The following is a 21,774-nucleotide window of genomic DNA, read 5'->3' as shown; positions in this document are numbered from 1 at the left end:
TAACGGTTAAATCTAAATTACTACGAAAAATAAGAAGTTTACTTCTAAATTTTACCATGGTCTGACTTTAAATATTTAGGTATTGTCAAAGCATATAAAAAATTGCCTATTTTAAACAAACTGAAACAAGGATGTGATTTATGAAATTCAATCAACCATTAAGCGGCAACGATATGCCAAGATTTGGCGGCTTTGCTTCTATGATGCGCTTGCCGACTCAAGCTGATGCAGAAGGGTTAGATGTGGCGTTTGTGGGTGTGCCTTTAGATATTGGTGCGTCAAACCGTAGCGGTGCGCGATTGGGTCCACGACAAATTCGTGATGAATCACGCATGATTCGTCCCTATAATGTCGCCACTCGTGCAGCGCCTTTTGAGTCTTTACAAGTTGCTGATATCGGCGACGTGCCTATCAATACTTTCAACTTGCTAAAAAGCATTGATATCATCGAAAAATTCTATACTGATAAAATCGTGAATCATGGTGCTATTCCATTGACGTTGGGCGGCGATCATACCATTGCCTTGCCTATCTTACGTGCGCTTGCCAAAAAACACGGCCCTGTCGGCATGGTGCATATCGATGCGCATGCAGATATCAACGATGAGATGTTTGGCGAAAAAATCGCTCATGGTACACCGTTCCGCCGTGCTGTCGAAGAGAACTTAATCGATGGTAACCGCGTGGTACAGATTGGCTTACGTGGTACAGGCTATAGCGCCGAAGAGTTTGATTGGTCAACCCAGCAAGGCTTTCGTGTGGTGCCTGCCGAGGAATGCTGGTACAAGTCGCTGACGCCATTGATGGCAGAAGTACGCGAAAAGCTCGGTGATGGCCCCGTCTATTTAAGTTTCGATATCGATGGTATTGATCCTGCGTTTGCACCGGGTACGGGCACTGCTGAAATCGGTGGCTTGACCTCAACGCAAGCGATAGAAATCATTCGCGGTATGCGCGGACTTGATGTGGTGGGTGGCGATTTAGTAGAAGTGTCACCGCCGTATGATCCATTTGGTAACACCTCAGTATTGGCGGCAAACTTGCTGTTTGAGATGCTATGTATCTTACCGGGTGTGCGCTATGACGATAAGGTAAAGGCGGTGTATTAAGAATAATTTATAATCGCAAACTGCTTTTTATCAAGCTGCTTTTTATAAGGGATTAAAGGGCAGCTTGGGTTTAACACTGAACAACTTATTTAAACGCGATTGAACTTTTTAGGATGATTAACTCATGACGCAAACGCTTCAAACATCTTCTTCAGCGCCCGCCAAGCCGTCTCTGACATGTGGTGAGCTGCTCGTACAGTGGCTAGAGTATTATGGGGTAGAGACCGTATTTGGTATTCCGGGTGTGCATACGGTCGAGCTATATCGTGGTCTACCAAACACCAACATCCGCCACGTGACGCCGCGTCATGAACAAGGCGCGGGGTTTATGGCTGATGGCTATTACCGAGCGTCTGGCAAAGTCGGGGTATGCTTTATTATCACAGGCCCCGGTATGACCAATATCATGACAGCCATGGCGCAGGCGTTGGCAGACTCTATACCGATGCTAGTGATTTCTAGTGTTAATAAAGTGGCAGATACGGGCAGCGGTGAAGGGCACTTGCATGAATTGCACGATCAGCAAGGCATGGTCAGTAAGGTTACACTCATGAGCAAAACTATTTGGCAGCCTGAATCGTTACCCAAGGTCATCGCTGAAGCGTTTGCATTATTTAATGGCGCACGTCCGGGGCCAGTGCATATCCAGTTGCCCATTGATGTGATTACCGCCGATGCCAGTCATGTTGCTAAGCCCTCTGATTATTTAAATAACTTTGTAAAAAAATCGACTGATGCACATGGTTTAACGTTACCTCAAGTAATGAGACCGCTGCCCAATCTTGCGCAATTAGATTTGATCGTTGAATCTCTAAAAGCGGCAAAAAATCCAGTGATACTTTATGGTGGTGGCTGCGTCGATGTCGATCATGACGCGCAAACCCTAGCAGAGCTTATCGATGCACCGACGTTTTTAACCATCAATGCCAAAGGTTTGCTGCCACCTAGCCACCCATTAAGTTTGGGTAGCAATCAGTCATTAGAGGCAGGTCGCGCCGTTATTGCTGAGGCTGATTGGGTATTGGCGATTGGTACTGAGCTGGGTGAGACTGATTATGATGTGTTCTTTAATGGTGAATTCAAAATCAATGGCACGCTGATTCGTATCGACTGCGATGCCCAGCAATTACAGCGTCCTTTTAGAGCCGATATCGCGGTATTGTCCGATGCGCAAATGGCTATAAGTGGGCTGTGTAGCCGTTTAGAAAACCACGCGTTAAATCATCAAGCGGCGGTACGAGTAAACGAGGCAAAACAGTTACTTATAGAAGACATGACACCAGACTTTGCTGGTCAAAATGCGCTACTTCAATTGATTCGAGATGAAGTGAAAGACGTCATCTTCGTTGGTGATTCAACGCAGCCTGTCTATAGCGGCAATCTTGGTTTTGAGGCGTTAGCCACGCGTCGATGGTTTAACTCATCGACTGGATTTGGCACGTTAGGTTATGGTTTGCCTGCTGCCATTGGTGCCATGATTGGCTCAAACAGTCCAGTGGTCAGCTTGATTGGCGACGGCGGTATTCAGTTTACGATTGCAGAACTCATCTGTGCCGCCGAGCTTGAGCTGCCATTGATTGTGCTGCTGTGGAACAACCAAGGCTATGGCGAGATTCGTCGTTATATGGAAGAGGGTGGATTGCCACTAATCGGGGTTAATATTAAGACGCCGAACTTTGAGCCATTAGCCGCAGGATTTGGCGCAGGTTATCGCAGAATCACAGCCAAACAGCAATTGCTCGATGCTTTAAAAGAAGATATCAAGGGCAAGCAACCCATCATCTATGAAGTTGATGAAGCCGATGAATTTTTGATTGAAATGGGTAAAACATTCACCTGCTTTAGCTAATGTTAATACGTCAAATATAATAAAGGCTGGTCGCTCAAGGAAGAACGTCTATGATGCCACATGCTAACCGCTCGTCTGGTCGCTTGAGCACCTCGCTGGCAAGCTTATTAACGGATTTATCCGCGATTGTTGGCGCGACCAATGTATTGACCAAACCCAGCCAGCAGCAGTCGTATACACAAGGGGCGATTGCGGCTATCACGAATGCTGTCGTGGCAGTTGTGATACCAGACTCTCTTGTGGCACTATGGCGCGTCATTAATCTCTGTGCAGCGGCTGATGTGATTATTATTGCTCAGGCTGCTAACACAGGGTTGACCGGAGGCTCGACACCGTACGGAGAGTACGATCGAGCAGTCGTCGTGATTTCTATGCAACGATTGGGCGGTGTTCATCTGCTCAATGATGCAGCAGAGCTGGTTGCCTTGCCAGCGGCTAGCCTCCAGCAGTTGGAGTCTGAGCTTGCGCCGTTAGGGCGTGAGCCGCATTCAGTACTGGGCTCAAGTTGTGTTGGTGCTTCGGTGATTGGCGGTATTTGCAACAGCTCTGGCGGTATGTTGGTGCAGCGTGGTCCGGCGTATACCGAGATGTCGCTATTTGCCAAACGTAATGCCATGGGTGAGTTTGAATTAATCAATCACTTAGGCATTGATTTAGGTGCAGGTCCAGAAGAGATGCTTAGAAACTTACAAACTGGCACGTTCAATAAAAACCCAGAGAGTGCCAACAGTAAGTCCTGTACAAACCACCATTATCAACACAAGGTGCGTGATTGCGAGGCAGACACACCTGCCAGATTTAATAATGACCCTAACGGATTATATGAAGCCTCTGGTTCAGCAGGCAAAGTCATCGTCTTTGCGGTTCGAGTCGCGACATTTGCCAAACCGACGCAAGAACAAACGTTTTATATCTCGACCAATGACGCCGATACTTTGACCACACTCAGGCAACAGTGGTTAAAAAGCGAGCTAAACCTGCCTATTTTGGCAGAATATATGCACAAAAATTACAACGATATTACCATGCGCTATGGTCGCGATACTTGTTTGAGTATGCGAAAACTACCAGCCAGTAAAATAGGAGCGTTGTATCGGTTACAAACCAAGATTGGCTACTATTTGGATAAATGGCGACTGCCTCAGACTTTACCAGATCGGATGCTACAAATGACTGGTGTTTTCATGCCGCCGTCATTACCCAATTCTTTGGCAGAGCAGGCGAGCTCCTATCGTTATCATTTAATCATTAAAGTCGCGGATGGCAATAATAAGGACGATGATAATAGCAATGATAACCGCAGTCATGGTCATATTGTCGCTGCCCAAGCATTTTTACAGTCCCATATGCAGCAGCATCAAGGCGTCGTACATCTTTGTACAGCAGCAGAATCCCAAGCATTATTGGTGTTTCGTAGTGCGGCAACCGCTGCCATGTTTCGTTATCACAACCTTAACCACACAAAGTTTGGAGAGCTGTTGTCTACCGATATTGCCTTACCAAGGAATGCCGTAGATTGGGATGAAGTGCTACCTATTGACTTACAAAAGCAGGTCAGTAAAACCTTTTATTTGGGGCATTTTTTCTGTCATGTCATGCACCAAGACTATCTGCTACACCCTGAGGTAGATGCAAAAAAATTCAAGGATGAGCTGTTGGCGTTTTATGATCGACGTCGTATAGAGTACCCTGCTGAACACAACGTGGGTCATGTCTATACCGCAAAACCTGCACTACATACTTTTTATAAAAAACTAGATCCGACCAATTCGCTAAATCCAGGCATTGGTCAGACAGCAAAATGGAAAAATTGGCGATCGTCGCCCATCAAGGAGGAATTAAATGACGAATTATCTCGATAAGTCGCAGCAACCGATATTAGGAAACGATGTTGTCGATTCAGAAACGCCGCAAGGAGAGCAGTGGCGTGCGTCAATGTGGAAGTTTTTATTGTTTTCAGCACTGGGCATTGCACTATTTATTATTCCGTTTCAATGGGACGGAAAGGTTACGATTTTATTGGGTGTGTTAACGGACGCTTTGCAAGCTTTGCTGGGCGGTTCTGTCGTTTATGTGGCAATGGCAATCGTGACGACTTCCTTTCTTGGGGCGTTGGCTGTGAAGGTGTTAAAACCCAACCTGCATGAAGACTCTATGGTCAAAAAACTCTTCGATGTTGATTGGTTTTGGCTCACCGCCCGATTGCTAGGGATGGTGTTTGTCTGGATGATTTATCTGCAAGTCGGCCCTGAGTTTATTATTAATCGTAATACCGGCGGCGTCATTTTCGAAGATTTGATTCCAATTTTGATTCCTTTATTTTTCTTCGCCATTTTATCGTTACCGTTTTTGACGGATTTTGGTTTGATGGAGTTTTTGGGCACACTGGCGAGCAAAATATTTGTCAAACTGTTTAAGTTGCCAGGACGCTCAGCGGTAGATGCGATGTCCTCTTGGTTTGGCGCGGCTTCTATCGGCTTGCTAGTCACCATGCAGGAGTATGATAAAAGCTACTATAGCCAGCGTGAAGCGGCGATTATCGCGACGACTTTTTCGGTGACTTCGATCGCTTTTACTTATGTCGTCGCCAAAACCATCGGCGTGGACGATAACTTCGTTTATTTTTATCTGACCATTGCTTTAACAGGCTTTATCGCTGCGATTATTATGCCGCGTATACCGCCACTTTCCTTAAAGCCTGACACCTATCATTCTGGCAAAAGTATGCTCGATGAAGGGATTCCTGCTCAGTACACGACCTACCAATGGGCGGTCAATCGTGCTGTGACGCGCGCGCACTCAATGCCAAGTCTGGGTCAAGTGTTCAAACGTAGTGTAAAGAATCTATTCGATATCTATTTTGGGCTAATCCCCGTGATTTTCGCAATTGGTACGATTGGTCTGGGCTTAGCCGAATATACGCCTGTGTTTAAATGGTTGTCTACACCGTTGGTACCGCTGCTTGATTTGTTACAAATTCCAGAGGCAGCAGAGGCGGCTCCAGCGATGATTATGGGCTTTGCGGATATGTATTTGCCAGCCTTGGTCGGTAAAAGTATTGAGAGTGAGATGACAAGATTTATCGTTGGTGCATGTTCTATTACTCAGATTATTTATATGTCTGAAGTGGGCGCGCTGATTTTGAAATCAAACATCAAGCTTAATGTGTTAGAGCTGTTCATGATTTTTATTCTTCGTACGCTGATCAGTTTGGTTGTGATTACGTCAGTGGCGCATTTACTTTATTAGCTATGTAGCCAATATCAACCCATCCTCTAGCATAACGATAATGTGCCAAATAACCGGTTTATTCTTTAGTTAGATAAACCGATTACTTAGCCAATGATTGACAGAGACACTTATAAATACAATAGGCATAAAAACAATTATATCAAACCATATAAGGTGATTGACCATCATGGAAATGACGAATGCTAACAGTTTAACGAGAGAAAGCGCCATCCAAACGGTTCAAGATGAAGTGATGTTAAATGCAGCCTATATAGATGGCAAATGGATGACTATTGAAGCACCTGCTACCGATACTGCTGATGCTGATAGCTATGATTCGAATCATGATTCAAGTTATGATTTATATGATTCAAATTCGGGAACAATCATCGCTACCACTCGATTGTGTACCAAGGCACAGGTAGAAATGGCAGTTAATGCGGCTTCTATGGCGTATCCATCTTGGTCGCAAACCGACGTAAGCGTGCGTGCATCGTATCTCAATGCCATTGCCGAGACGATGGAGCAGCAGTTTGACAAATTGGTTGGATTGTCTGTGTTAAATAATGGTAAGCCCATTGAAGAGGCAAAAATAGACGTGAGCGATGCCATTGCTTGTTATCGCTATTATGCCAATATCATCACAGAACAAGCGACTTGGTTGGAGGTACCCACCAGCGAGTCAGGCATACGCTTGCTAAAAACGTATGCGCCTGTTGGTATTTGCGCCCTTATTGTCCCGTGGAATTTTCCAATGGTCACTACTGCTTGGAAGTTAGCCCCTGCATTGGCTGCAGGCTGTACGGTGCTATTAAAGCCCTCCGAGGTGACATTATTGCCAGAGTTGATGCTGGGCAATATATTGTCTGCTATCAAACTACCGAAAGGAGTCGTTAATATTTTACCGGGTGCAGCTGAAGTGGGCGCTGCCATGACCTGCCATCCATTAATCGACAAAATTTCTTTTACTGGTAGCAACGCCGTTGGTGAAAAGGTAATGAGCCAAGCGGCAAAAGGTATCAAGGATATTAGTTTAGAGCTGGGCGGTAAGTCAGCCATCGTCGTATGTGCAGATGCTGATATCGACCACGCTTGTGATTTAATCATCGGTGGTATATTTACCAATGCTGGTCAGATCTGTTCAGCCACCTCAAGACTGCTCGTTCATGAAAGCATTGCTCAGTCGTTGTTCGACACATTAAAAGTTAAGGCAGAAAGTTTGCAAATTGGTGATGGCTTTGACACTGACACGCAAATGGGTCCACTGGTTAGTGAGCAGCAACTCAATCAAGTAAAAAAATATTTCGACATTGCTACTGCCGAAAACCTGATTTGTCTCACAGGTGGTGAGGTCTTAAATCGACAAGGGTATTTTGCGATGCCGACGATTTATACCAATGTTCCAGTGACCAGTCAGTTATGGACAGAAGAGGTTTTTGGGCCGGTCTTAGTGAGTCAAACGTTTACCGACCATGCAGAGGCGATTGCTTTGGCCAATGATAGCCAGTTTGCTTTGGCCGCGAGCATTGTCAGCGCTGATGAAAAGGCGGCCGTAGAGATGGCGCTACAGATTCAAGCGGGTCATATCTGGATCAATGAACAGCAAATTGTACTGCCAGATTCAGGGTGGGGCGGCTTTAAGCAAAGCGGTATCGGTCGTGAGCTGGGTGTAGATGGCTTGTCTGCGTATCAAAAAAGCAAGCATGTACTATTGAGTCATTAAACGTTGGGCGCTTTCATATTTTATTTAGCCATTGAAATTGCTACCAATGGCTAAATAAGATATTTGCTTTGTAAATTAACTTTACTGGACTAAGAATGCCATTCGATATAAAATTGAGCAATCATTCAAATTTTATCGCTGTGCTTGTTTTTATATGAGATTACAGCTTTTGAGATGGAAAAACTATGTCACGTACCGCACTTTATAACCGTCAGGATGCCTTAGAACGCGCGTTACAGCTTTTTTGGCAAAAAGGCTTTCATGCTACTTCGTTAAAAGACATAGAAGAGGCGCTCGATATGCGTCCAGGAAGCATTTACGCTGCGTTTGGCAGTAAAGATGGATTATTTCAAGAAGCGTTAGACTACTATGCTCGTCTAGGTTTGAGTGAGCTTGAGCGGGTAATGGGCGCTTATCAATCACCGCTGTTGGGGTTAGCCGCTTTCGTGCGTCAGCTGGGCGGTATTCGTGATAAAGGGCTGCCGAGTCAGGCTTGCATGCTGGTCAAAAGCTTGCTGGAGCTTGGTGCTCGTGAGCAGACAGCGCTACAAAAAGTTGAAATGCTGCTGGCAGGTATGGAGCTGCGTTTTATAAATTACTTTACCGAAGCACAGCGGCTGGGTGAGCTTGATACTGAGCTCGACGCAACTAGGCTTGGACGACGACTACAGGCGGAAATCATGGGGCTGCGTGCTTTTGCGCAGCGTGATGTCGAGAGTGCAGCGGTGCAAGCGTTGGCTGAAGATATGGCGCTCTCTATAGAAGCGCTGCGTATTGATAAGCCTGTTGTCGTGTAGTGCATGTTGACTATTTGCAAATAAGCACTGCTAAAGGGTTATTGCCGATTAAGTAAGGCTGATTGCTAAGATGTTTTTGGTATGAAAAAAAGGATTTTAGAGTTACTGTATAGCCCGAGACTATATAGTAACTCTAAAATCCTTAGCTTTTCTAAAACTCTTAGTCTTGAAAACTCAACCATCAACAGATGACTTAGTCTGGCATGTCGGCCAACTGCTGCAATATGCTTTTATAATTCTCAACACCTTGAGCACCGCTAATTAAATGACGCTCATTGAAAACCATAGATGGCACACTTTGAAGGCCTTGTTGCTGCCAATGCTGCTTTTCTTTTTCTACCGCTGCAGCAAATCGCTGATCTTTTAAGACCGCCAGTGCTTCGCTACGATCCAGTCCAACATCGGCCGCAACATCGGCAAGCACACTATAATCTGATATATTTTGATTATCGACGAAGTGTGCGACGAACAATGCTTGTTTTAGCTCGTGCATACGCCCTTGTTGATCGGCCCAATGCAGCAACTGATGCGCATTAAAAGTATTGTAAGTACGAAAGTCATCGGTAAACTGAAAATCAAATCCAGCTTCAGCACCTACTTCTGTCATTCTAGCTCGGTTCTCTTGAATGTCCTCAGCAGTCGTACCGTACTTCTCCATGATATGCTCACGATAGTTTCGTCCTTCGTGCGGTGTATTAGGATTTAACTCAAATGGATGCCAGTGAATCTCGTGCGGAGTGTTGGTTTGTTTTAATGCCTCGGCTAGTTGACTATAGCCGATAGCGCACCAAGGGCAGACCACGTCTGACACGATATCTATTCGTAATGGCTTTTTTAAATTACTCATAGTGGCTCCTTATTTGGTTCTTATATAATTAGACAGCTTTATGCCATTCAAACTTTTGGAAAGGCTTGTCGATTGGCGTGTTGGCCAAATGGTTGGTGTAGTTGCTCATCACTTTTTGAGCCGCTGCAAGAACCACTTCTAAAATCTGACGTTTAGTAAAGCCTGCATCTAAGAATGCTTGCACTGCGTCATCATTTACATTACCACGATCACGAACGACCGATAGCGTAAAGTCGTGTAATGCTTCTAGTTTTTCAGTTGGTAGAGGTGTCTCATTACGTAATGAATCAGTGATTGCGTCATCCACTTTCATGCTTTTTGCGATACCAGTATGAGCGGGTACACAGTAATGGCACTCATGTTCGACGTTGATGGTTTGCCATACAACAGTGGTTTCCTCATCATCAAAACTGCTGTCTAAAAACAGTTGATGTAGCTGTTGATAGCCTTCGAGCAAGCCAGGCGCTTCAGCCATCACAGCGTGTAGGTTAGGTACCATGCCAAATGCATTGATTGAGTTGTCTAGTAATGCTTGGCTTGCTTCTGGGGCTGTGTCTTTGTCGTGTAGAGTGAAGTCAGTCATATTAAAACCTTTTATTCATTATTAATAAATTGTTGTAAAGTAAGTGTGCAAGTGACTAAAGAGCCAAACATTTATTTGAGCGATTACTCATATTAATCAATGGAATTTACTTGAGTCGCTTAACAACTGCAGCCACTATAATTCATTTTGAGCAATCGTTCAAATAATATTTGAGTGAATGCTCAAGTTGTTTGTAACTTTGACTTACATTCAAAGCTAGGCGACATCGCGACAGTTATTTGTTTTTCTTAACCAAGTCATTGCTAAATGGCATTGTCAACAATCCCCATAGCGAGGCATTTTGTTTGGCTTCTGGGTATTCTTTTAGCCCAATATCTAGCTCATTATCAGACTGCTTTGCTTCACCCTTATAACTACCAAAAATCCAATCCCACCAAATGACACTAAAGCCATAATTTGAGTTGGTTTCACTGACGCGTTGGCTATGGTGAATACGGTGCAAAATCTGGGTCATTAATATTAATCGCAGCGGTTTTTCAAGCGAAGGTGGCAGGCGAATATTGGCATGGTTAAATATCGCTAAGCCATTTAACGCAATCTCAAATATCAATACGGCGATGGCAGGAACGCCCAACAAGCTGACGGCAACGAGCTTCACTAGAATGCTTAAAACGATTTCAATGGGATGAAATCTAAGCCCTGTACTGGCATCGACATGTGCATCAGCGTGATGGACTTTATGCAGACGCCATAGCATAGGCACGCGGTGAAATAATCGATGCTGCCAGTAAATGATGATGTCGAGCAATATTAAGCTTAGTATGATGACGACAATGCTTGGCAAATTGATGATATTAAATAGACCAATCCCATGCTGCTGATTATAAAGCGCCACAGCCGTTAGACCGACAGGCACCGCTAGACGAGCAATAACGGATGACGCAAACACCAAGCCAAAGTTAGCGAACCAGCGTTTGCTGCTTTTGATCGGTGCTTGACGTGCAGGCATGCGCCATTCTATCAGCATCATAATCACTAAAATGCTTAAAAAGAACCCAAGCCGCCACCATACTTCGTTAGTCATTAGCTGCCTCTTAACTTATTATATTTATATACTGTTTTTATCTATTTCTAGCTGTTTAAGGGTATGGTAGCCACCATGGATACGGGTAAAAATCGTAATTGCGCAAGCAGTGGCAAAAATGCTGGCGAGTAATACAAAGTGCTGTGGCCACAGGCAAAAAGCGACAAACAGTGCGATGGTTTCGGTGCCCTCAGTCAAACCGTTTAAATAATAAAAACTCTTATATTTAAACTGCGGTTTATTCAGTGTAAACTTTTCCGCAGCAATGGCAAACGCTAAGAAGCTAGAGCCTGTGCCAATAAAGGTCGCGAGTAATAAAGCGCCAGCAATGGCATTCTGTTCAGGATTTGCCAATATAAAACCCAGCGGGATGGCGGCATAAAATAAAAAGTCGAGCGTAATATCTAAGTAGCCGCCTGCGCTAGAGCTTTGCTTTGCATAACGGGCTAAAGCGCCATCAAGACCATCAAAAATACGATTTAATGCAATGGCTGCCAGTGCGCCATACCAAAGCTCAAACGCCAGTAATGGCACCGCTAACATACCGATTAAAAAGCCTGCCACCGTGAGTTGATCAGCCGTAATACCGCGTTTGTGCAAGACAACGACGACAGGGCTTAGTATCGGCTTAATCATGGGCGTAAGAAATTTATCTAGCATGCGCTTGCCTTTTGTATTTCGCTTTGATGTTTAGAATTTAGATCTACAAGTTTAAAAGTATAAGCCTAAAACTACAGGCCTAAATGAATAACTTTACCGTTTGCGGCCTCAGCATCGCTATAATCGTGCGTGACCATGATGGCGGGAAGTTTATGAGTGCGGATTTGCTCAAACACCAGTTGCCGCGTATCTACTCGAAGTTGGGTATCAAGCTTGCTAAAAGGCTCATCAAGTAGTATCGCTTTTGGTGCGCTGAGCAAGGTGCGCAGTAGCGCCACTCGTGCTTGTTGTCCGCCCGATAAATTATCAGGATGGCGATCTCCCATGCCTGCTAGCCCCACTTGTGCCAGCGCTTGTTCTATTTTTTCACGGCGCTGTTTTTTATTGCTGTTTTTATTACTTTTAGGCATCGCAAACGCAATATTACCTGCGACCGATAAATGCGAAAACAGTAGGGCATCTTGATACAGTACCCCAATATGCCGCAGATGCGTCGGCAGATGGCTTACATTTTCATCATTTAACCAGACCTCACCAATAGCGGTAAAACCATTTGGCAATATACCTGTGAGCCAATTCAATAAACTCGATTTACCACTGCCAGATGGACCCATGATGGTTAGTATTTCACCACCAGCAATCTGCTCATCTAGGCTGAGTAGTAGCTCGCCTTTTCGATATAACTGTAAGTTTTTTATCTGTAAAGAGGATTGCATCAAAGGCCCTTTTCTTTGCGTTTTTATTATTAGGTATTTTCAAAATTAGTGCTATTTAGAATCAGTGCTCTTCAAAACGAATATATTTTAAAAAACGTTTTAACGGCTGCTATTTTTACCACTTTTAAAGAAGTACTTTGGCAATATCCACGCCAATATAAAGCCAACTAAGGGTAGCGCCATTTGGATGATGGCATACACTGCACTGGTGCGTCTACTGGCACCATTAGCGAGGGTTACGGCTTCTGTGGTGATGGTGGCGATTCGTCCGCCACCTGCCAATAATGTCGGTAAGTATTGACCAAAGCTAATGGCTAAACCAAGGGCAATGGCAATTAACAACGGCGCAAACAGTTGTGGTAATTTCACCTGCAAAAATACTCTAGCAGGAGTTGCACCAAGGCTTGCCGCTACATGAGCAAAACGAGGGTCTAGACGTCGATAACTGCTAGCAAGCGATAAAAACACATAGGGCAGCACAAAGAGCAGATGGGCAAATGCCACATTAAAAAATGCCGTTTGATTATTCACCAGTTGCTGTAGCCAAACCAACCCAAATAGAAAGGCAATACTGGGCACTAATAGCGGTAAATAGATAATAAAACTGGTAAATGTTGAAAGTGGCTTTTGACTTAATTGCTCAGCTTCCAAACATAACAATGTCAGCACAATGGCAAATATCGTACTCACGATACCGATCGTAATGGTATTAAATAATGGCGTACTCATTTGCGTAAAGGCGCTTTGAAAATGCAATAACACCAACTGCTCTGGCAATACGGCTGGAAAGCGCCAAAAACCAGCCACTGACCACATTACCAGCCCAATGAGCGCTAGCAAGATAAAGCCAATCACCACAGCGGTCAACGCTGCGGTGATTTTTTGCCATAGTGCATCGGCATAGCTGCGCTTGCCATTGACCAACGTGCGATTAAAGCAATTTTTTATTGCTCTCTCGCTACCAAGCCACAAGGCGATTAAACTACCCGTCAAAGCGAGCTGTAATAACGCGCCCGCCGAGGCTTTTATACGTAAGTTTAAATCAACATCGTTAAACCATTGCATGATAGTGACCGCCAGCGTTGGCGGCGTGTTTGGACCGAGTATCAATGGCATCTCTACGCTGGCACTAGCATAGGCGAGCACGGCTAAGATAGGCAAACGTAAAAAAGGATAGAGGACAGGAAGTACCGCTTTAAAAAAGGCAGTAATGGGGTAATAGCCGAGATTTAACGCGACTTTATACTGCTGACGTAGCTTTTTACCAAGCTCTGGTTGTGCCAAAGCGCCTAGTGCCATGAGTAATAAAAATGGCAGCTCTTTCAACGTCAAACCCAAGATAATACTGATGCCGTAGGGGTCATGTGGAAATATACCGTCTGGAGCCAATTCCCAGCCACTTAGCCATGGTGATATAAGGCGTGAAAACATACCAGAAGGCGCAATTAAAAAACCAACCGCAATGGCTGCTGCTGCATGAGGAATGACCAAGATTGGACTAAGTAAATGCTCAATACGGGTCAGCCAAACGCTATTAAAAAACGCCGCCAAAATCATTAAGGTCATGACAAAAGCGAGTAACGTACTTATCAATCCAGTAGCGATACTTAAAGCGACCATTTGAGTAAGACCAGGCGTCTGCCAAAGATCATGAAAGCCTTGTAGACTAACAGTCGTTTGCTCAAGTGCAGGCACCCAGCTAAAGGCAGGTAACAGCACGCAAACCAAACCACCGAGTACCGGCAATATCAGTAGCAGCAGTAAAAATGTCGGACTCAAGGAGACGATACGCGTAAATAGATCAGTTTTATAAGGCGCGGTTATGCCAGTAATTGTTGCAGAATGGACTTTTTCTTTTGCCGTTTTATTATTAGTATTTTTACTCATGGGCTGACCCCATAACGCGCTTGCCAGCCTTGCATAATGGCATCAACCCAGCTTGGATGTGGTTCACTCACGGTACGTTTGATGCTATCAAAGGGCAGGGCGCTAGGGTGTGGTTTATTGTCTTTGAATAGCGCTTGTTGTTCAGGATTGAGCGTAGAGGGAACGAGTACGGTTTTATCACCCCATATATCAGAGGTTTGCTTTTTGGCCTGTGCTTCTGGGCTCATTAAAAAGTTTGCCACTAGCTGCGCGGCTTGCGGATGGCTGGCGTTATAAGGAATGGCCACAAAATGGGTGTTACTTAAGCTGCCATCACTCATTGCATAGCTACGAATGCTCTCGGGTAAGTCATAACGCTGCACGGCCGCGGGTACTTCAGGTGCAGAAAAAGTAAAGGCCAAACTCAGCTCGGTATCATCGACCAAACGCCGCATGTGCGCGCCCGTTTGCACAAATTGCTCACCCTTGCGCCATAAGGTGGGATGCAAGTCATCTAAAAACGTCCATAAAGGAGCTAATATAATATCTGTATTTTGCTCAGTGGCTGGCAGGTTGAGCTGTGCCTTGGTATTTTCACCTGTTTTAGCATCATGTTGCTCGTGTAGCATGACTAAGGCATATTTTAAAAAGCTCATGCCTAAAAAGTCAGGCGGCTTTGGATAGCTAAATCGTCCGGGGTTTTGCGCTGTCCAATTGACTAGCTGATTTAAAGTGGTTGGTGATTTGTTAGTTGATAAGCTGTCGTAATAAAAAGTCAGCGAGGCTTGTCCCCATGGCGCTTCCATACCATTGGTTGGTACACCAAAATCAAAGTTAACGGCCGGGTTATTGTCTGGATCGGTCAAGGCAAAGTTAGGCAGCTTATTTGCCCACTGTTTCAGCAATAATGAATTCTCACTCATGGTGGCAAAGTTGGCACCATTTATCCAGATGAGGTCAACGCTGCCTTTATCATTATTGTTGGCGGACTTTTCTGCGAGTACACGGCTGACGGCTTCACTAGTGTCGCTTAATTTAACATGAACCAAGTTAATATTATATTTATCATTGACTTGCTTGGCTGCCCACTGTAGATAAGCGTTGATCTGCGGGTCACCGCCCCATGCATAAAAGTAGACGTCTTGGTTTTCCCCTTGCGCCTCTATTTGCTGCCAAGATGATAAATTTTGATTAAGGTTACCAGTAGTGGGTGAGGCAGTGCTTGCTGATATACCAACACAAACGCTAAGCACCATAGCATAGGCGCTATAGCGGCTTAGATTTTTTAACATTGCCAAAGCTGGTAAAGATTTAATAACGTACATTTAAGTTTCCGTTATGATGATATGTTTTTAGCGCAGTTAATAAAAATTCAACTAGCCTCGACGCCATGTCTGGTATTTCTCAAGTAAGTTTAATATCGTTTCGGGCGCATGATTGCGTTTCCATTCACCAGCAGCGTACTTATTGCCCTCTGCCCACGTTGGATACATATGGATAGTGCCGAGTATTTTGTTCAATCCTAAGCCATGTTTCATCGCTAGTATAAATTCCGGCATGATATCCCCAGCATGTTCAGCGACGATGGTCACGCCGAGTATTTTATCTTTGCCTTTAGGCGTAATGACTTTGATAAAACCAGCATTGGCGCTTTCAGTTACCGCTCGATCTAAGTCTTTAAAGTCGTAGCGGGTAATCTCAAAATCGATGCCTTTTTCAACAGCCTCTTGCTCATTTAAGCCAACGCGTGCGACTTCTGGATCAATAAAAGTTGTCCATGGAATGACGCGGTAATCTACTTTAAATTTCTTTAGATGTCCAAATAAACCATTTACGGCAGCGTACCATGCCTGATGGGAGGCCACATGGGTAAATTGATAAGGACCAGCGACATCACCAGCGGCGTAGATATTAGGGTAAAGGGTTTCTAAATAGTCATCGGTATCAATCGTACGCTTCGTTTCGATGCCCAAATCTTCAAGACCATAACTTTCTAAGCGCGCACTACGTCCAACGGCACAGATTAACTCGTCATATTCAATAGCCATTTCTTGTTTGCCTGTATGGCTTTGCCCAGCTATATTGTCGCTTTGCGGTTCAACGATAATAAATTTTTTACCATCGCGCGCTTCACAGCGAATCGCTTGATGCGAGGTTAAAACGTTTACGCCGCTTTTCGTCAATGCTTGCTGTGCAAATTCTGAGACTTCTACGTCTTCTTTTTTCATGAGACGCGCGCCTCTTTCGATTTGGGTCACATTGGAGCCTAAGCGTGCAAAGGCTTGTGCCAACTCAGAGCCGACAGGCCCACCACCAAGGACGACCAGTTTTTTCGGTACTTCAGCAAGCTCAGTAAATGTATTCCACATGGTGTCGCTGGTCACATAACCCGTTTCTTCCAAACCCGGCAAATCTGGGATAAATGGACGCGCGCCAGTAGCGATAACAATGGAACGTGCGGTGAGTGTTTGCGTGCCGCCATCGTTTAGCGCAATCTCTACTGTCCACGGGTCGATGAATTTGGCATAGCCTTTTAGCACTTCGACACCTAAGTCCGTATAACGCTCGATGCTATCATTTGGGGCGATGTCAGCGATGACTTTATGGATGCGGGTCATGACGTTTTTAAATGAAAACTCTGGTGGCGTGTTTTCTAAGCCATAACGCTCAGCATGGCGCATTTGTTCTGCGACTTTTGCACTTTTAATCAGGGCTTTACTGGGTACACAGCCATAGTTTAAGCAGTCACCGCCCATCTCGCCTGCTTCGATTAAGGTTACTTTTGCTCGGACGGTCGCAGCAATATAGCTAGTGACTAGCCCGCCAGCACCAGCACCAATCACGATCATATTACGGTCGAATTTTTTTGGTTTGCTATAGTTTTTATAGACGCGGCGTTTTTTTAAGGTATTTAATATACTTTTGGCTATCAATGGAAAAAATCCTAACAGCACAAATGAGGCAATCAGATTAAACGATAAGATACCCGACAAGCTATCGATTCTCCCCAACTGTGTACCGGCATTGACGTAAACCAAGGTGCCAGCGAGCATACCGAGTTGGCTAACCCAATAAAACGTTCTCGCTTTGATAGCGGTGACACCCATCAATAAATTAATCAAAAAGAAGGGAAATATTGGCACTAAGCGCAGGGTAAATAAGTAGAAGCCACCTTCTTTTTCAACGCCAGCGTCAATGGCTGCTAAGCGTTCAGGAAAGCGCTGTTTAATCGTATTACGCAGCAAATAACGTGAAGTTAAAAAGGCCAGTGTTGCGCCAATACTGGAGGCAAATGAGGCGACCAGTAAACCTTGCCATAAGCCAAATAATGCACCAGCTGCCAAGGTTAAAATAGCGGCACCCGGTAAGGATAGGGCGGTGACGACGATATAAAGTAAAAAGAATCCACCGATAATCAATAGTGGTGATTGCATTTTATAGTCGTTAAATTGTGCCATTGAGCCTTTTAAGCCGTCAAGCGTCAGTAATTGATTGAGGTCAAAGTAGAAAAAGCTTGCTGCTAATATTAATATTAACAGTATTAACAATATTCTTTTAATCATAAAATATCCGGCTAAGTAGTAGAGCGAAGGCTAAAGTCATCGTCATTCTTTTATGATTAAGAACCTTGACCATGTTAGTGGTAATGACAAGTTAGTGGTAACGATAATTGCGTTAAGTTTTTTGCATGCTTTGTGCATTTCTATACAATAAAACAGCTAACTTAGTAGTCTTCATAGTATAGAGCTTGAGTTTCGGAGGCTAGTATTTATATTTTTGCATGTTCAACCCAGCCCAATCTAACGATAAATATGACTGATGTTTAGGCTAAAGAAACTTTTTTGCCCAAGGTTAAGGTATCCCAATCTCTCATTAAGAAAAGCGCCAAACACGCAGCCAACATCGGCCATGCTGCAAAGAACAACAAGTTATCAAAAGGCTTGAGATATAAGCCAAAGGTTGAGAACGTTGAAATCGCATGAAGTAGCAAGATAATGCCGTAAGTCCAAGTTTTGAAGAATCCTGTGACAAATAACAGAATGAGGATGAATTGAGCCGCGCCAATGACATAAAACACGGTGTCGCCTATACTTTCAAAACCATAAAAACTAGAAAAGACGCCTGCGGCATGATCAGGATTAATCAGCTTATCTAAAGTCCAGACTAAAAAAACAATGAAAATACCCAGTCGAAGCAATAACAGTGAAAGAGGGAGATGTTTTGGCATAAGTTATTTATTCTTAATAAGCGTTAAAAGTGAGTGCAAAAGAGCTTGGCAAGTCTAATCAATGAAATATCTGGCAATGACTACTATTGTCAGGCAGTAAGCATGAATAAAGTGTTTATTTTGAGTGATTACTCAAAATTAGACAAAATATTACCGCTCAGTAGGTTAATAAACCGCATTGTAGTTGTTATTGAGTGGTTGTTCAAGTTCGTAGCCTCAAGCATGCTACTGTTCCAGAGCATCGTTACGTTTTTCAACCAAAGCAGCAATGCTGGGTTAAAGGTGGTCGCTTTTCGTACAATAAAAAGCCCTTCATAGACTGGGATAGTCCATGAAAGGCTTTTGGCTTATATCATAAGTATGATGAAATTAAGCGGTTACCACATCAAATCATCTGGAATCACATAGGCGGCATAAGGATCATCTTCTGCCAGTACTTCTTCTGATGTATCGTTAGACACGACCATGAAGCCCTCCATTTTTGCATCGATGCGATCTGCCAACGGACGAGGAAGTAGGGCATAGCCTTCTTCTAAGCGTGCAATCACCACATGACCGGCGACGATTTGGTCATATAGTTTTTGAGTGACAAAGATTTTTTTGACCTTAGCATTATCGACAAATTGATAATTAACATCGCCATTGGTATCGGCAATCTGATGCTGCTTAATCATTTGGACGATATTAGCCTTGAGCATCTTCTCTTCTAAAATACGTTGCTTTTCTTGATTGAGCTTTTGATCTTTCTCTAGTTTTTTTGCTTGGGCTTCTGCCAACGCTTTTTTCGCTTCCATGCTTTCTGAGTCACCAGTACGCTTGGCATGCTGAGTCTGCTTGCTGATTTTCTTGGCTTTTTTGCTATCCACCAATCCCGCTTTTAATAACTGAGCCTGTAGGGCATTTTTTGCCATAATTCCATCACCTAGATAAGGATACTTAAATCATAAATGCTAAAAAACCATTGTAGCAAAATTCGCTACGGCATGTTGTTAGACGATGACAAGACTTTTTTTAATTATGGTAGAAGTGGGCACACATCGCTGGCTGAAGCCGTTTAAATTGGTTATTATCAAGGCAATGGATACGCTTTTTCTGCCGTTATGTTTTTTGGTAACCATGTACTTTGGTAACCATGTACTTTGGTAACCATGTACTTTGGTAACTATGTACTTTGGTAACCATGTACTTTGGTAACTATGTACTTTGGTAACTATGTTTTTCGGTGACCATATTTATAGTGGGTATAGAAAGCTGTATAGGATGAAATCGTTAAATTTAAGGACGGAATATGACAACATCACAGCACATTTTAGCCTGTATAGACGGCTCGGCAGTGACTGAATCGGTTTGTGACTATGCAGCATGGTATGCCAGTAAGTTAAATTTACCCGTAGCGTTGTTGCATGTGAGTGAGGTTCCAGCCTCGACCAGACGCGATTTGTCAGGCGCAATAGGAGTCAATAGCCGCCAGTTTTTATTGGAGGAATTGACACAGTTAGACGAGCAAAGAGCGAAGGTAGTGAACAGTTATAGCAATGCTTTGGTACAAGACGCAAAAAGCCATATTCAAGGTAACTTTACTCAGGTCGATATTCGTATCTATCAACGTCGCGGCAAGCTGTTACCTGCCATTGAGCATTTTAAAGCAGAAAATCGTGCCATCGTCATGGGACGCCGAGGTGAAGATCACAAAAGCAGCCGTATTAATATCGGTAGCCAAATCGAAACCGTTGCCCGTGCATCTGACGTTCCTATATTGATTTGCTCAGAGACGTTCAAAGAGCCTAGCTCATATATGATAGCTTTTGATGGTAGCAAAACGGCTATTAAAGCAGCATGGATGGTTGCAAGAAGTCCTGTATTAAAAGGATTGCAAGGTCATATCGTCATGATAGGCAATCATAATGACGCGTCAAAACAAAGCTTAAGCGCCGTAGCGGCACAATTGGAGGACGCAGGTTTTAGCGTAGCGGCACATCATTTATCTGCCTCCGATGCCGTTGACGGCTTGTTAAGGTTTCAGGTAGAAAACAACATTGATATCATGGTGGTGGGTGCTTATGGACATTCGAAATTGCAACAATTATTTCTTGGTAGTACCACGACAGAAATTATCGCCAGCACGCTATCTCCTGTGATTTTAGTACGTTGAAAACTCGGTAAGGTTTATAATAGCGAGGTGCAATCATTGCGCCTTTAGCTGTCGATAACGTTCAATAATCATATCTGACGTTTGCTAAAGGATCATCTCATCATACTATTTTTGGACATGGCTTATGCTTATTCATGCAGACTTTACTCGCCGCGCTGCCCTTACACCTGAGCAACACCAGTGGATTAAGTCACCACAAAATAGGGTAGAGCGCGTGATGCTTGACCGTGTGGGTGCAGAAAAAGCACGTGCCACTAGCCTTGTACGCTATGCGCCCAATTCTTATTTTCCGCATCATCTACATCCGGGTGGTGAAGAGATTTTAGTATTGTTAGGTACTTTTTCTGCAGATGACAAACATTACCCAGCAGGTTGGTATTTGCGCAATCCACCGACCTCAGGACACAAGCCCTATAGTGATGAAGGCGCAGTGATTTTCGTCAAGCTACGTCAAATGCCAGCTGATGAACCTCATTATGTGGCTATCGATACTAAAGATAAGGCTCATTGGCAACAGCAGGGCAGCCGTGATGTTTGTCCTCTATTCTCAGGTGATAATGAGCAAGTGAGTTTGCAGCGTATCAAGGCAGGCGAGTTACTGTTTAATGAGGCAGTCTGTGGCGGTGCAGAAATACTGGTATTAGCAGGTGAGTTGATAGATGAGGGTCAAGTTTATCAGCGCGGCGGCTGGATACGTCTGCCAGCAGGTGAGCATGCGCAAATACAGGCAGGATCTGAAGGAGCTACAGTGTATCTCAAGACAGGGCATTTAATGCAAGTGATAGGGTTGTAAGGGTAGTGATCACATTTTATGAGCAGCTCACCAGCTGCTCATATTCTACAATGTCACTATATTTTGTCACTATACTTTTAGGGGCTGTCCTAGATAAGTAAAATAATCTAGGATAGTCATATGAGAAAGAGCAGATTAAGTTGGTACAAACAAACCAGACTCATTGAACTATTTA

General features: G+C 44.0%; 18 protein-coding genes. 8 read left to right on the top strand and 10 right to left on the bottom strand.

What is annotated here, in order from left to right:
- Window positions 1–140 precede the first annotated feature (140 nt).
- The 6 genes from speB (at window position 141) to C8D84_RS05850 (ending at window position 8,709) form a co-directional block, all read left to right on the top strand.
- On the top strand, window positions 141–1,109 hold the full coding sequence (gene speB / locus C8D84_RS05875; protein ID WP_055125012.1) for an agmatinase: 969 nt from the start codon (window positions 141–143) through the stop codon (window positions 1,107–1,109).
- A gap of 124 nt (window positions 1,110–1,233) precedes the next feature.
- On the top strand, window positions 1,234–2,958 hold the full coding sequence (locus tag C8D84_RS05870; RefSeq protein ID WP_087814200.1) for a 5-guanidino-2-oxopentanoate decarboxylase: 1,725 nt from the start codon (window positions 1,234–1,236) through the stop codon (window positions 2,956–2,958).
- 50 nt (window positions 2,959–3,008) lie between these two features.
- A complete protein-coding gene (dld, locus tag C8D84_RS05865) occupies window positions 3,009–4,820 on the top strand; it encodes a D-lactate dehydrogenase (RefSeq protein ID WP_109590770.1) in 1,812 nt (603 codons plus the stop codon).
- Entirely contained in the window at window positions 4,801–6,207 is a 1,407-nt protein-coding gene (locus tag C8D84_RS05860; protein ID WP_060491314.1) for a YjiH family protein, read from the top strand. The genes dld and C8D84_RS05860 overlap by 20 nt, the downstream gene beginning before the upstream one ends.
- Before the next feature lie 169 nt (window positions 6,208–6,376).
- A complete protein-coding gene (locus C8D84_RS05855; protein ID WP_227676079.1) occupies window positions 6,377–7,912 on the top strand; it encodes an aldehyde dehydrogenase family protein in 1,536 nt (511 codons plus the stop codon).
- A 185-nt stretch (window positions 7,913–8,097) separates the two neighbouring features.
- Complete coding sequence (locus C8D84_RS05850) at window positions 8,098–8,709, top strand: TetR/AcrR family transcriptional regulator (protein WP_087814198.1); 612 nt, start codon at window positions 8,098–8,100, stop codon at window positions 8,707–8,709.
- 193 nt (window positions 8,710–8,902) lie between these two features.
- On the opposite strand, the gene C8D84_RS05845 is transcribed toward C8D84_RS05850, so the two are convergent.
- The 10 genes from C8D84_RS05845 to C8D84_RS05800 form a co-directional block, all read right to left on the bottom strand.
- The gene (locus C8D84_RS05845; RefSeq protein ID WP_087814197.1) at window positions 8,903–9,556 is read right to left on the bottom strand and encodes a DsbA family oxidoreductase; all 654 of its coding nucleotides are present in this window, start codon (window positions 9,554–9,556) and stop codon (window positions 8,903–8,905) included.
- Window positions 9,557–9,584: 28 nt separating this feature from the next.
- Window positions 9,585–10,139: a carboxymuconolactone decarboxylase family protein gene (locus tag C8D84_RS05840; protein WP_087814196.1), complete on the bottom strand. Its 555-nt coding sequence runs from the start codon at window positions 10,137–10,139 to the stop codon at window positions 9,585–9,587.
- 235 nt (window positions 10,140–10,374) lie between these two features.
- Complete coding sequence (locus C8D84_RS05835) at window positions 10,375–11,184, bottom strand: sterol desaturase family protein (RefSeq protein WP_087814195.1); 810 nt, start codon at window positions 11,182–11,184, stop codon at window positions 10,375–10,377.
- A gap of 24 nt (window positions 11,185–11,208) precedes the next feature.
- Complete coding sequence (locus C8D84_RS05830) at window positions 11,209–11,844, bottom strand: CDP-alcohol phosphatidyltransferase family protein (protein WP_087814194.1); 636 nt, start codon at window positions 11,842–11,844, stop codon at window positions 11,209–11,211.
- A gap of 71 nt (window positions 11,845–11,915) precedes the next feature.
- Window positions 11,916–12,560 (bottom strand): ATP-binding cassette domain-containing protein, encoded by a 645-nt coding sequence (locus C8D84_RS05825; protein WP_109590768.1) that lies wholly within the window; start codon window positions 12,558–12,560, stop codon window positions 11,916–11,918.
- A gap of 99 nt (window positions 12,561–12,659) precedes the next feature.
- Window positions 12,660–14,447, bottom strand: a complete 1,788-nt coding sequence (locus tag C8D84_RS05820; protein ID WP_228244490.1) for an ABC transporter permease — start codon at window positions 14,445–14,447, stop codon at window positions 12,660–12,662.
- Window positions 14,444–15,751: an ABC transporter substrate-binding protein gene (locus C8D84_RS05815; RefSeq protein ID WP_087814192.1), complete on the bottom strand. Its 1,308-nt coding sequence runs from the start codon at window positions 15,749–15,751 to the stop codon at window positions 14,444–14,446. The genes C8D84_RS05820 and C8D84_RS05815 overlap by 4 nt, the downstream gene beginning before the upstream one ends.
- A gap of 51 nt (window positions 15,752–15,802) precedes the next feature.
- Window positions 15,803–17,989, bottom strand: a complete 2,187-nt coding sequence (locus C8D84_RS05810; RefSeq protein ID WP_087814191.1) for an FAD-dependent oxidoreductase — start codon at window positions 17,987–17,989, stop codon at window positions 15,803–15,805.
- 260 nt (window positions 17,990–18,249) lie between these two features.
- Window positions 18,250–18,654 (bottom strand): hypothetical protein, encoded by a 405-nt coding sequence (locus tag C8D84_RS05805; protein WP_087814190.1) that lies wholly within the window; start codon window positions 18,652–18,654, stop codon window positions 18,250–18,252.
- A gap of 377 nt (window positions 18,655–19,031) precedes the next feature.
- On the bottom strand, window positions 19,032–19,565 hold the full coding sequence (locus C8D84_RS05800) for a DUF2058 domain-containing protein (RefSeq protein WP_087814189.1): 534 nt from the start codon (window positions 19,563–19,565) through the stop codon (window positions 19,032–19,034).
- Between the two features lie 377 nt (window positions 19,566–19,942).
- On the opposite strand from C8D84_RS05800, the gene C8D84_RS05795 reads away from it, so the two are divergent.
- On the top strand, window positions 19,943–20,806 hold the full coding sequence (locus C8D84_RS05795; RefSeq protein ID WP_087814188.1) for a universal stress protein: 864 nt from the start codon (window positions 19,943–19,945) through the stop codon (window positions 20,804–20,806).
- A gap of 124 nt (window positions 20,807–20,930) precedes the next feature.
- Window positions 20,931–21,599 (top strand): cupin domain-containing protein, encoded by a 669-nt coding sequence (locus C8D84_RS05790; RefSeq protein WP_087814187.1) that lies wholly within the window; start codon window positions 20,931–20,933, stop codon window positions 21,597–21,599.
- The last annotated feature ends 175 nt before the right edge of the window (window positions 21,600–21,774 follow it).

Source organism: Psychrobacter immobilis, assembly GCF_003148585.1.
Lineage (GTDB): Bacteria > Pseudomonadota > Gammaproteobacteria > Pseudomonadales > Moraxellaceae > Psychrobacter > Psychrobacter immobilis.
Note: the sequence above shows the minus strand (reverse complement) of the source record. Positions and strands in the feature narration are given on the sequence as shown.